This is a genomic window from Type-E symbiont of Plautia stali (assembly GCF_059731115.1).
Genome location: NZ_AP035906.1, coordinates 4,274,716 through 4,287,071, shown reverse-complemented (window position 1 = coordinate 4,287,071; position 12,356 = coordinate 4,274,716). Strand labels below are relative to the sequence as shown.

Annotated in this window: 8 protein-coding genes, 1 tRNA gene and 3 rRNA genes; 9 read left to right on the top strand and 3 right to left on the bottom strand. The window is 52.9% G+C overall.

The window, feature by feature from the left end; genetic code table 11:
- Positions 1–64 precede the first annotated feature (64 nt).
- Together rbsK and rbsR are read left to right on the top strand one after the other, a co-directional pair.
- A complete protein-coding gene (gene rbsK, locus AC6I8L_RS19860; RefSeq protein ID WP_058961688.1) occupies positions 65–994 on the top strand; it encodes a ribokinase in 930 nt (309 codons plus the stop codon).
- A 13-nt stretch (positions 995–1,007) separates the two neighbouring features.
- Entirely contained in the window at positions 1,008–1,991 is a 984-nt protein-coding gene (gene rbsR, locus AC6I8L_RS19855) for a ribose operon transcriptional repressor RbsR (protein WP_097118537.1), read from the top strand.
- Here the strand turns inward: rbsR and mdtD are convergent.
- Positions 1,988–3,391 carry a multidrug transporter subunit MdtD gene (gene mdtD, locus AC6I8L_RS19850; RefSeq protein ID WP_034830079.1) on the bottom strand — a complete coding sequence of 468 codons (1,404 nt, stop codon included), beginning with the start codon at positions 3,389–3,391 and terminating at the stop codon, positions 1,988–1,990. The two genes, rbsR and mdtD, sit on opposite strands and share 4 nt — an antisense overlap.
- A 554-nt stretch (positions 3,392–3,945) precedes the next feature.
- On the opposite strand from mdtD, the gene AC6I8L_RS19845 reads away from it, so the two are divergent.
- The 4 genes from AC6I8L_RS19845 to rrf all read left to right on the top strand — a co-directional run bounded on the left by AC6I8L_RS19845 (position 3,946) and on the right by rrf (position 9,111).
- Positions 3,946–5,485: ribosomal RNA gene (locus AC6I8L_RS19845) — 16S ribosomal RNA — on the top strand.
- 89 nt (positions 5,486–5,574) lie between these two features.
- A tRNA-Glu gene (locus tag AC6I8L_RS19840) sits at positions 5,575–5,650 on the top strand.
- Positions 5,651–5,865: 215 nt separating this feature from the next.
- A 23S ribosomal RNA gene (locus AC6I8L_RS19835) occupies positions 5,866–8,770 on the top strand.
- A 225-nt stretch (positions 8,771–8,995) separates the two neighbouring features.
- Positions 8,996–9,111, top strand: a 5S ribosomal RNA gene (rrf, locus tag AC6I8L_RS19830).
- The 16S, 23S and 5S rRNA genes sit together here with 1 tRNA gene alongside, the layout of an rRNA operon.
- 130 nt (positions 9,112–9,241) lie before the next feature.
- Here the strand turns inward: rrf and mobB are convergent.
- Positions 9,242–9,748 (bottom strand): molybdopterin-guanine dinucleotide biosynthesis protein MobB, encoded by a 507-nt coding sequence (gene mobB, locus AC6I8L_RS19825; RefSeq protein WP_058960152.1) that lies wholly within the window; start codon positions 9,746–9,748, stop codon positions 9,242–9,244.
- On the bottom strand, positions 9,748–10,320 hold the full coding sequence (mobA, locus tag AC6I8L_RS19820; protein WP_058960151.1) for a molybdenum cofactor guanylyltransferase MobA: 573 nt from the start codon (positions 10,318–10,320) through the stop codon (positions 9,748–9,750). The genes mobB and mobA overlap by 1 nt, the downstream gene beginning before the upstream one ends.
- Before the next feature lie 70 nt (positions 10,321–10,390).
- Between mobA and AC6I8L_RS19815 the strand changes: the two genes are divergently transcribed.
- The 3 genes from AC6I8L_RS19815 to dsbA are packed head-to-tail and all read left to right on the top strand — an operon-like array spanning position 10,391 to position 12,355.
- Complete coding sequence (locus AC6I8L_RS19815) at positions 10,391–10,666, top strand: YihD family protein (protein WP_038643998.1); 276 nt, start codon at positions 10,391–10,393, stop codon at positions 10,664–10,666.
- 46 nt (positions 10,667–10,712) lie between these two features.
- Complete coding sequence (locus AC6I8L_RS19810; RefSeq protein WP_038643999.1) at positions 10,713–11,699, top strand: serine/threonine protein kinase; 987 nt, start codon at positions 10,713–10,715, stop codon at positions 11,697–11,699.
- 26 nt (positions 11,700–11,725) lie between these two features.
- Positions 11,726–12,355 (top strand): thiol:disulfide interchange protein DsbA, encoded by a 630-nt coding sequence (gene dsbA, locus AC6I8L_RS19805; RefSeq protein WP_034823914.1) that lies wholly within the window; start codon positions 11,726–11,728, stop codon positions 12,353–12,355.
- Position 12,356: the final 1 nt, after the last annotated feature.

Sequence of the window (12,356 nt, the reverse complement as noted above, 5' to 3'; positions counted from 1 at the left end):
AAAACAAAGAAAAGCATGGCAACGCGCCACCGTCCTGGTGGCGCAACTTTCTGGATCACTCCCTATGAACACAAGTGCAAAACTGGCGGTACTTGGCAGCATCAATGCCGACCACATTCTGAACCTCACCCATTTTCCGCGTCCGGGCGAAACGGTGATCGGCAAACAGTATCAGATTGCCTTTGGTGGCAAAGGGGCTAACCAGGCCGTGGCGGCCGGTCGTGCTGGCGCGGATATCGCTTTTATTGCCTGTGTAGGTGCAGATGACATTGGCGAACGTATCCGCCAGCAGCTGCAGCAGGACCGTATTGATACTGCTCCGGTAGAAATCGTGGCAGACGAAGCCACCGGCGTGGCGATGATCTTCGTGAATGGCGAAGGTGAAAATAATATCGGCATCTATTCCGGTGCTAACGCGGCGCTGACGCCAGCCTGTGTCGATCGCCATCAGCAAGTGATTGCTGATGCTGAGGCCTTGCTGATGCAGTTGGAATCGCCGCTGGAAAGCGTGTTGGCGGCAGCGAAGATTGCGCGTGCCAATGCCACGCAAGTGATTCTGAATCCAGCGCCTGCCACACATTTGTCTGATGAGCTGCTGGCCTTAATCGATATCATCACACCGAACGAAACCGAAGCCGAAATTCTGACCGGCATCGCGGTGAAAAGTGATGAAGATGCAGCACGTGCGGCGCAGGCGTTGCATGATAAAGGCATCTCTACCGTTTTGATTACCTTAGGTCGTCGTGGTGTGTGGTTGAGCGAGCAGGGCGCAGGCGTGCGTATTCCGGGCTTCACCGTGCAGGCTATCGACACCATCGCAGCGGGCGATACCTTTAACGGCGCCTTTATTACCGCGCGTCTGGAAGGTGTGGCAATGCATGATGCCGTGCGTTTTGCCCATGCCGCCGCCGCAATTGCGGTGACGCGTCCGGGTGCGCAGCCCTCAGTGCCGTGGCGCACTGAGATCGATAACTTCCTGCAGCAACAGGGTTAAGCCTTTGGCGACCATGAAAGATGTCGCCCGCCTGGCGGGCGTCTCCACTTCCACTGTTTCCCACGTCATCAATAACAATCGTTTTGTGAGCGAACAGGTGCGGGAAAAAGTGGATCAGGCAATCCGTGAGCTGAATTACGCGCCCTCCGCGCTGGCACGCAGCCTGAAAATCAACCAAACCCGCACTATTGGCATGTTACTGACGGCCAGCAGTAACCCGTTTTATTCAGAAGTGGTACGCGGCGTAGAAAATAGCTGCTACGAGCGCGGATACAGTCTGATTCTGTGCAATACCGAAGGCGATGAAGAGCGCATGAATCGCAGCCTCGAAACGCTGATGCAAAAGCGTGTCGATGGCTTATTAATGATGTGCACCGAGACGCACCTTCCCTCTGCGGAGATCCTCAATCGTTATCCGTCCGTACCCATGGTGATGATGGACTGGGCGCCGTTTGAAGGGCGTGGCGACATCATTCAGGATAATGCGCTGCTGGGCGGTGAATTGGCAACGCAGCATCTGATCGATCGCGGATACACGCGTATTGCCTGTATTGCCGGTCCGCAGGATAAAACTCCGGCGCGTTTGCGTCTGGAAGGTTTCCATAAAGCGATGACCAACAGTGGATTACCGGTGTTGCCCGGCTATGTGGTCGACGGTGATTTCGAATTTCAGGGGGGGTTTAATGCGATGAACCAGCTACTGACCCTTGAGTTGCTACCCGAAGCGGTTTTCACCAGTAACGATGCGATGGCAGTGGGCGTATATCACGCGCTATTCCAGGCGGGATTACGCGTGCCGCAAGATATCGCGGTTATGGGTTATGACAATATCGAACTGGCACGTTATCTCACACCACCGCTTAGTACCATCCATCAGCCCAAGGATGAACTGGGCGAACTGGCGATTGATACGCTGATTCATCGTATGAGCGATCCAGACGCCAGCCAGCAAACGCTGGTACTGACGCCGGAGCTGGTGGAACGCGGTTCGGTTTAAGCGGTTTTCTTCTTTTTCTCGCGATTAGCAATCAGATTGCGGCCATCGCCGGGACGCAGCATCAGGAAAGCAAACGCGGACAGCACGGTGATCACGCCCATCGTCAGGAAGGTGGCGTGGAATTGCTGCACGGTTGTGCTCTCGAAATCCTGATAGAAACGCAGTACCGCCGCACTGACGGCCACGCCAAAGCTGATCGATACCTGCTGCGTTACGGCCAGCACGCTGTTACCACCGCTGGCATTCTCATCATTCAAATCGGCCAGTGTGATGGTGTTCATCGCGGTGAATTGTGTCGACATCGCCATACCTAATACAAACAGCGCGGCTAACAGCATTAATACACTTTCACCCGGTGTTTGCAGTGAGAAGCTGGCGACAAGAATGCCGATGATGATGGTAATACCGACCAGCGTTTTACGATAACCGAAGCGACGCAGCACTTGTGTCACGGTGGATTTGGCTAATAGCGAGCCAATCGCCGTCGGGCCCATCATGCATCCGGCAATCAATGCGGGATAGCCAAAGCCCACCTGTAACATCAACGGCATCAGGAACGGAATACAACCCGTGCCCAGACGTGCCGCGATATTACCAATGATGCCGACCGAGAAGGTTCGGGTCTTAAACATCGGTAAGTTGATCAGCGGTGCAGGATGGCGGCGTGCATGCACTATATATAGAAGCAATAGCGCGACACCGGCTAACAGCACCAGCACCGCCTGCCACGGCGACACGATACGCTCTCCGAACAGTTCGATACCGACGGATATCAGCACCAGACCTAAGCCAAACAGAATGAAGCCGCCAAAATCAAAGCGGCGCTTAGGCGTGGTGAAATCCGGCATATATTTACGTGCATAGAAGATGCCCGCGATGCCGATGGGAATGTTGATCAGGAATATCCAGTGCCAGCTGGCGTAGGTGACCAGCAAGCCACCGAGCATCGGCCCCAGAATCGGTCCGACTAATCCCGGCATGGTCACAAAGTTAAGTACCGGCAGCAATTCACTGCGTGGATAAGCACGCAACAATGCCAGGCGCGCGACCGGCATCATCATCGCGCCACCAACACCCTGGATAATGCGTGAGATAACCAGCATGCTCAGCGAGCCCGAGAGTGCACAAGCTAAAGACCCCAACGTAAATAGTGAAACGGCCACGATAAAGACTTTGCGCGTGCCGAAGCGATCGGCCAGCCAGCCGCTGACCGGGATCAGCATGGCGACAGTGAGCGTATAGCTGATCACAGCAGATTGCATGGCAAGAGGGGATCGGTCGAGACTGGTGGCGATAGCAGGAAGCGCAGTATTGAGGATGGTGGCATCGAGGGCTTGCATGAAAAACGCCATTGCGGCGATCCAGGGCAAGCCGGCCATACTGCGCGCGGAGCGAATCATTGAAAGTCCTTCTTTAATAATTGTTCAGTCTGCAACAAAGAAAACGGCGTTGGACTAACAGAATAGCATTGGTGCTTATACGCGTGACGCTGATTTGTGCCGCCAAACGGGCGCTTTTGACTGATTATTGATCGAGAAATGTCTGTTTTTAGCCTGTTCGGTTAAAAAAGTAGCGCTCAGTCAATTTTTTGCAATAAACCCTTGTCAGCCCCGAATAACTCCCTATAATGCGCCACCACTGAGACGGCAAAGCGGCAACGCAGACGGCTCAGCAGGGAGTGAAGAAATTCATCCCGCCGGAGAAAAATGCTGAAAAAAGTGTTTGACTCTGAAGGAGGAAAGCGTAATATACGCCACCTCGCAACAGCAGCTTAAGGCGCTGATTGCACCGCTCTTTAACAATTTATCAGACAATCTGTGTGGGCACTCGCAGGATTGATATCAGCGTCTCCGGACGTAAAAAATATCAAGTCTCACGAGTGAACACATAATGAAATTCATTATGACGTTTTACAGATGAGCATCGCTGCACTTGTTGCAGCAAATCAAACTTTAAATTGAAGAGTTTGATCATGGCTCAGATTGAACGCTGGCGGCAGGCCTAACACATGCAAGTCGAACGGTAGCACAGAGAGCTTGCTCTCGGGTGACGAGTGGCGGACGGGTGAGTAATGTCTGGGAAACTGCCCGATGGAGGGGGATAACTACTGGAAACGGTAGCTAATACCGCATAACGTCTTCGGACCAAAGTGGGGGACCTTCGGGCCTCACACCATCGGATGTGCCCAGATGGGATTAGCTAGTAGGTGGGGTAATGGCTCACCTAGGCGACGATCCCTAGCTGGTCTGAGAGGATGACCAGCCACACTGGAACTGAGACACGGTCCAGACTCCTACGGGAGGCAGCAGTGGGGAATATTGCACAATGGGCGCAAGCCTGATGCAGCCATGCCGCGTGTATGAAGAAGGCCTTCGGGTTGTAAAGTACTTTCAGCGGGGAGGAAGGCGATGTGGTTAATAACCGCATCGATTGACGTTACCCGCAGAAGAAGCACCGGCTAACTCCGTGCCAGCAGCCGCGGTAATACGGAGGGTGCAAGCGTTAATCGGAATTACTGGGCGTAAAGCGCACGCAGGCGGTCTGTCAAGTCGGATGTGAAATCCCCGGGCTTAACCTGGGAACTGCATTCGAAACTGGCAGGCTAGAGTCTTGTAGAGGGGGGTAGAATTCCAGGTGTAGCGGTGAAATGCGTAGAGATCTGGAGGAATACCGGTGGCGAAGGCGGCCCCCTGGACAAAGACTGACGCTCAGGTGCGAAAGCGTGGGGAGCAAACAGGATTAGATACCCTGGTAGTCCACGCCGTAAACGATGTCGACTTGGAGGTTGTGCCCTTGAGGCGTGGCTTCCGGAGCTAACGCGTTAAGTCGACCGCCTGGGGAGTACGGCCGCAAGGTTAAAACTCAAATGAATTGACGGGGGCCCGCACAAGCGGTGGAGCATGTGGTTTAATTCGATGCAACGCGAAGAACCTTACCTACTCTTGACATCCAGAGAACTTAGCAGAGATGCTTTGGTGCCTTCGGGAACTCTGAGACAGGTGCTGCATGGCTGTCGTCAGCTCGTGTTGTGAAATGTTGGGTTAAGTCCCGCAACGAGCGCAACCCTTATCCTTTGTTGCCAGCGGTCCGGCCGGGAACTCAAAGGAGACTGCCAGTGATAAACTGGAGGAAGGTGGGGATGACGTCAAGTCATCATGGCCCTTACGAGTAGGGCTACACACGTGCTACAATGGCGCATACAAAGAGAAGCGACCTCGCGAGAGCAAGCGGACCTCATAAAGTGCGTCGTAGTCCGGATTGGAGTCTGCAACTCGACTCCATGAAGTCGGAATCGCTAGTAATCGTAGATCAGAATGCTACGGTGAATACGTTCCCGGGCCTTGTACACACCGCCCGTCACACCATGGGAGTGGGTTGCAAAAGAAGTAGGTAGCTTAACCTTCGGGAGGGCGCTTACCACTTTGTGATTCATGACTGGGGTGAAGTCGTAACAAGGTAACCGTAGGGGAACCTGCGGTTGGATCACCTCCTTACCTGAAGATACCTTCCTTCGAAGTGCTCACACAGATTGTCTGATAGAAAAGTAATGAGCAAGACGGCTGCGAAGTCGTGACACTATCGTGTCCCCTTCGTCTAGAGGCCTAGGACACCGCCCTTTCACGGCGGTAACAGGGGTTCGAATCCCCTAGGGGACGCCACTTGCTGGTAATGAGTGAAAGGCGTTACCCACAGTACTTCAGAGTATGCTGATTCAGCATGCTGCGAAGTATTTGCTCTTTAACAATCCGGAACAAGCTGAAAATTGAAACGACACGTCGTGTTCATTCTCCGTAATAAGAATGAATAAACGATGTGTTCGAGTCTCTCAAATGCTTGCAGCTTGCATGCGTTGCAAAACGCCTGTGGGTTGTGAGGTTAAGCGACTAAGCGTACACGGTGGATGCCCTGGCAGTCAGAGGCGATGAAGGACGTGCTAATCTGCGTAAAGCGTCGGTAAGGTGATATGAACCGCTACAGCCGACGATGTCCGAATGGGGAAACCCGGTGCACTCTGTGCATCATCGCAACATGAATACATAGTGTTGCGAGGCGAACCTGGGGAACTGAAACATCTAAGTACCCAGAGGAAAAGAAATCAACCGAGATTCCCCCAGTAGCGGCGAGCGAACGGGGAGCAGCCCAGAACCTGAATCAGTTTGTGCATTAGTGGAAGCGTCTGGAAAGTCGCAGGGTACAGGGTGATACTCCCGTACACAAAAGTGCATTTACTGTGAGTTCGAAGAGTAGGGCGGGACACGTGGTATCCTGTCTGAATATGGGGGGACCATCCTCCAAGGCTAAATACTCCTGACTGACCGATAGTGAACCAGTACCGTGAGGGAAAGGCGAAAAGAACCCCGGCGAGGGGAGTGAAACAGAACCTGAAACCGTGTACGTACAAGCAGTGGGAGCCAACTTGTTTGGTGACTGCGTACCTTTTGTATAATGGGTCAGCGACTTATATTCTGTAGCAAGGTTAACCGTATAGGGGAGCCGCAGGGAAACCGAGTCTTAACTGGGCGTTAAGTTGCAGGGTATAGACCCGAAACCCGGTGATCTAGCCATGGGCAGGTTGAAGGTTGGGTAACACTAACTGGAGGACCGAACCGACTAATGTTGAAAAATTAGCGGATGACTTGTGGCTGGGGGTGAAAGGCCAATCAAACCGGGAGATAGCTGGTTCTCCCCGAAAGCTATTTAGGTAGCGCCTCGTGAACTCATCTTCGGGGGTAGAGCACTGTTTCGGCTAGGGGGCCATCCCGGCTTACCAACCCGATGCAAACTGCGAATACCGAAGAATGTTATCACGGGAGACACACGGCGGGTGCTAACGTCCGTCGTGAAGAGGGAAACAACCCAGACCGCCAGCTAAGGTCCCAAAGTCATGGTTAAGTGGGAAACGATGTGGGAAGGCACAGACAGCCAGGATGTTGGCTTAGAAGCAGCCATCATTTAAAGAAAGCGTAATAGCTCACTGGTCGAGTCGGCCTGCGCGGAAGATGTAACGGGGCTAAACCATGCACCGAAGCTGCGGCAGCGACACTATGTGTTGTTGGGTAGGGGAGCGTTCTGTAAGCCGTTGAAGGTGAACTGTGAGGTTTGCTGGAGGTATCAGAAGTGCGAATGCTGACATAAGTAACGATAAAGCGGGTGAAAAGCCCGCTCGCCGGAAGACCAAGGGTTCCTGTTCAACGTTAATCGGAGCAGGGTGAGTCGACCCCTAAGGCGAGGCTGAAAAGCGTAGTCGATGGGAAGCAGGTTAATATTCCTGCACTTGGTGTTACTGCGAAGGGGGGACGGAGAAGGCTAGGTTATCCGGGCGACGGTTGTCCCGGTTTAAGCATGTAGGCGGAGAGTTTAGGTAAATCCGGACTCTTTTTAACGCTGAGGTGTGATGACGAGCCACTACGGTGGTGAAGTAACTGATGCCCTGCTTCCAGGAAAAGCCTCTAAGCTCCAGGTAACACGAAATCGTACCCCAAACCGACACAGGTGGTCAGGTAGAGAATACCAAGGCGCTTGAGAGAACTCGGGTGAAGGAACTAGGCAAAATGGTGCCGTAACTTCGGGAGAAGGCACGCTGTCATCAGGTGAAGTCCCTCGCGGACGGAGCTGAAGGCAGTCGAAGATACCAGCTGGCTGCAACTGTTTATTAAAAACACAGCACTGTGCAAACACGAAAGTGGACGTATACGGTGTGACGCCTGCCCGGTGCCGGAAGGTTAATTGATGGGGTTATCCGCAAGGAGAAGCTCTTGATCGAAGCCCCGGTAAACGGCGGCCGTAACTATAACGGTCCTAAGGTAGCGAAATTCCTTGTCGGGTAAGTTCCGACCTGCACGAATGGCGTAATGATGGCCAGGCTGTCTCCACCCGAGACTCAGTGAAATTGAAATCGCTGTGAAGATGCAGTGTACCCGCGGCAAGACGGAAAGACCCCGTGAACCTTTACTATAGCTTGACACTGAACATTGAGCCTTGATGTGTAGGATAGGTGGGAGGCTTTGAAGCGTGGACGCCAGTCTGCGTGGAGCCAACCTTGAAATACCACCCTTTAATGTTTGATGTTCTAACGTAGACCCGTAATCCGGGTTGCGGACAGTGTCTGGTGGGTAGTTTGACTGGGGCGGTCTCCTCCCAAAGAGTAACGGAGGAGCACGAAGGTTGGCTAATCCTGGTCGGACATCAGGAGGTTAGTGCAATGGCATAAGCCAGCTTGACTGCGAGAGTGACGGCTCGAGCAGGTGCGAAAGCAGGTCATAGTGATCCGGTGGTTCTGAATGGAAGGGCCATCGCTCAACGGATAAAAGGTACTCCGGGGATAACAGGCTGATACCGCCCAAGAGTTCATATCGACGGCGGTGTTTGGCACCTCGATGTCGGCTCATCACATCCTGGGGCTGAAGTAGGTCCCAAGGGTACGGCTGTTCGCCGTTTAAAGTGGTACGCGAGCTGGGTTTAGAACGTCGTGAGACAGTTCGGTCCCTATCTGCCGTGGGCGCTGGAGAATTGAGGGGGGTTGCTCCTAGTACGAGAGGACCGGAGTGAACGCACCACTGGTGTTCGGGTTGTCATGCCAATGGCATTGCCCGGTAGCTAAGTGCGGAAAAGATAAGTGCTGAAAGCATCTAAGCACGAAACTTGCCCCGAGATGAGTTCTCCCTGACTCTCTGAGAGTCCTGAAGGGACGTTGAAGACGACGACGTTGATAGGCCGGATGTGTAAGTGCAGCGATGCATTGAGCTAACCGGTACTAATGACCCGTGAGGCTTAACCTTACAACGCCAGAGGCGTTTTTGAGAGACGCAGTAGATTTTCAGCTTTGTTCATCCGGATAAAAGATTTAGCGATGTCCTGCGGAGTTAAGTCCGAAGGATTTTGCGCTGAGGCAAGGCGCCGACCGAGACGGAACGAAGGAGCATACTGATGTATGTGACTGAGTTACGCGAGGAAGAGCAACGCAGCATCAGCATAAAAGACACAGGACAGAGCACAGGAATTTGCCTGGCGGCTGTAGCGCGGTGGTCCCACCTGACCCCATGCCGAACTCAGAAGTGAAACGCCGTAGCGCCGATGGTAGTGTGGGGTCTCCCCATGCGAGAGTAGGGAACTGCCAGGCATTAAACAAGTGAAGAAACCCTGAACGAAAGTTCAGGGTTTTTTTACGTCTGCAGATCGGCGAAATCGGGGTTGTTTTACGTCTGAAACTGACGCCTTAAGTTTAGCCAGACGATCATAAAACCCCCGGGTTACTGACCTTTTCTCAGCCATTTTTCAATAAAATCAGCAACCTTAACCGGCTGATTAATATCGAGAAGTGGGCGGTCAATCGTTAAGTTCTCATCGCTGGCCAGCGCAACCACGTATTCATCCAGTAAATCAGCAAATTCCCCTTTGACACCACGCCGCCACAGCGCGATTTTGGGTACTGGCTCATCTTTAAAGCCCTCAACCAGCACCAGATCCAGCGCGGAACTGTCCATCCGCGCGACCAGTTCCGCCAGATTCAACGTCTGATCAGGGGTTTCACACATCAATGCCCAGCGCTGAGTACTGGCAACAATCACCTGATCGGCACCTGCTTTTCGCAGCAGATAGCTATCTTTTCCCGGCGTATCAATGTCCATTTGATGATGGGTATGTTTGATTAACCCAGAACGAATACCGCGAGCCTTAAGCAGCGGTATCACCTGTTGAAGCAAAGTGGTTTTTCCGGTGCCACTCCACGCAACGATCGCCAGTAAAGGCACGCTCATCACTGCTTTTCCCCATCAACTAAATCGTCGGGCGTATTAATGTTGCGGAAAGCTGCCTCAGAATCTGCGAACGTCACGGCATGCCCACCATGTTCACGCAGAAACTGCATTAAACGCCGCTCACCACGAAGCAGCCAGGCTTCCAGATCGTCGGCCAGTGATCGATTGACCAGTGCCAATGCAGGATGATCACGCTGCGTTGATCGTACCCACACCGCAGGCGCCGCGCCGCGCTGCTGCCATAATCGTGCAACGAAGTCCTCCGGTAACCAGGGCGTATCACAGGCACAAAAGGCGACCCACTCGGTCTTACTGTGCTGCAAGCCACTTAACATGCCTGCCAACGGACCGGGGTAATCTGGCATCGAATCAGTGACGACCTGACAACCGCTAGCCTGATAACGATCAATGTTACGGTTGGCGCTTATCAACACAATATTGACCTGTGGCATCAAACGCTGCAAAACGTGCTGATAAAGCGGTTTGCCCTGCAATTCCAGCAGCCCTTTATCCAGGCCGCCCATACGACTGCCTTGCCCACCTGCGAGGATCACGCCGGTAAATGCGGTCATTTTCGTCTCCTTGATCATACTGGACGATACTTGCATAACGGCAGCCTACCACTGCATAGAGGAATCAATGATGAAATATCACCGACTTAATGAATTGTTCGAACTCCTGCAACCGGCCTGGCAAAAGGAGTCTGACCTTAACCTGCTGGCATTTTTACAGAAACTGGCGCAGGAATCAGGCTTCAGTGGCCCATTAAGTGAATTAACCGATGACATATTGATTTACCATCTCAAAATGCGTGACGCTGGCTGCGATGCGGAAATTCCCGGACTGAAAAAGGATTATGAAGTGGACTTCAAAACCGCGCTATTACGTGCACGCGGTGTGATTAAGGATGATGAGTAGTGTTATCCTTGCGCATTCCTTGCAACGGTAACACACAGGCAAAATGATGAGCGAAGCCGCCTTTAATTTCCAGACGCTGGACCCCGATGTCATCCTGGATGCACTTTGGGATGCGGGTCTGCGTGTCGAATCCGGCTTAACCGCCCTCAATAGCTACGAAAACCGTGTCTATCAGTTTAGTGATGACGACAAACGTCGCTATGTGGCTAAGTTCTATCGGCCACAACGCTGGAGTGCGCAACAAATCCTGGAAGAGCACCAGTTCACGCATGATCTGCTGGCCGATGAAGTGCCTGTTGCAGCACCACTGGCACTACAGGGCAGTACGCTGAATCACCATGCCGGTTTTATGTTTGCCGTTTTCCCAAGCCTGGGTGGGCGACAGTATGAAACCGATAATGAAGAACAGATGGAGTGGGTGGGCCGCTTTCTTGGTCGCATCCATCAAACAGGTCGCCAGAGTTTGTTTCAACAGCGTCCAACCTTCGGCCTGGAAGAGTATGTCTTACAACCTCGCCAGGAGCTGGAGCAAAGCACGCTGGTACCGGCTGCCCTGAAGGATGCGCTGCTGAACGCCGTTGATAAACTTATCGGCACCCTACAGCAGCGCTGGCATGATAAATGGCAGCCGCTCAGGCTGCATGGTGACTGCCATCCAGGTAATATCCTGTGGCGAGATGGCCCAATGTTTGTCGATCTTGACGATGCGCGCAACGGACCTGCAGTGCAGGATCTGTGGATGCTGGTGAACGGCGATCGTCAGGAGCAGCTGATCCAGTGGGATATTCTGCTGGAAGCTTATAATGAATTCAGTGACTTCGATTTACATGAATTGTCACTGATTGAGCCTTTACGCGCTATGCGCATGGTTTATTATTTGGCCTGGGTGGTACGCCGCTGGCAGGACCCAGCTTTTCCGCGCGCCTTTCCCTGGATGACCGATGAGGATTTCTGGCGCCGACAGATTGCACTATTTATCGAGCAGGAGAGGCTGTTACATCAACCCCCGTTGCAGCTTAGCCCGCAATTTTAATGAAGTACTCAGGAGATTTTTTCACGATGAAAAAGATTATGTTTGCGCTGGTAGGTTTAATGCTGGCATTTGGCGCCTCAGCGGCACAGTTCAATGACGGCAAACAATTCGTCACGCTGCCAAAGCCGGTTGCTGGTGAGCCTCAGGTACTGGAGTTCTTCTCCTTCTTCTGCCCGCACTGCTACCAGTTCGAACGCGTCTATCACGTGAGTGATGCCGTGAAAAAGAACCTGCCAGCAGACACTAAAGTGACGAAATATCACGTTGATTTTCTCGGTGGAGACTTCGGTCCTGTTGTGACTCAGGCCTGGGCGGTCGCGATGGCGCTGGGCGTGGAAAGCAAGGTCACTGCACCGATCTTTGATGGTATTCAGAAAACCCAAACCATTACCGATGCGGCGAGCCTGAAAGCCACCTTCATCCAGGCGGCTGGTATTTCATCAGAAGATTATGATGCAGCCTGGAATAGCTTTGCGGTAAAAGCGTTGGTCGCACAGCAGCAGAAAGCGGCAGCCGATCTTAACCTGCAGGGCGTGCCAGCCATCTTCGTTAACGGCAAATACATGGTGAATAACGGCGGCCTGGACACCAGCTCTATGGACAATTTCGTTGCCGATTATGCCAACGTAGTGAAATTCCTGGTTGAGAAGAAGTAAT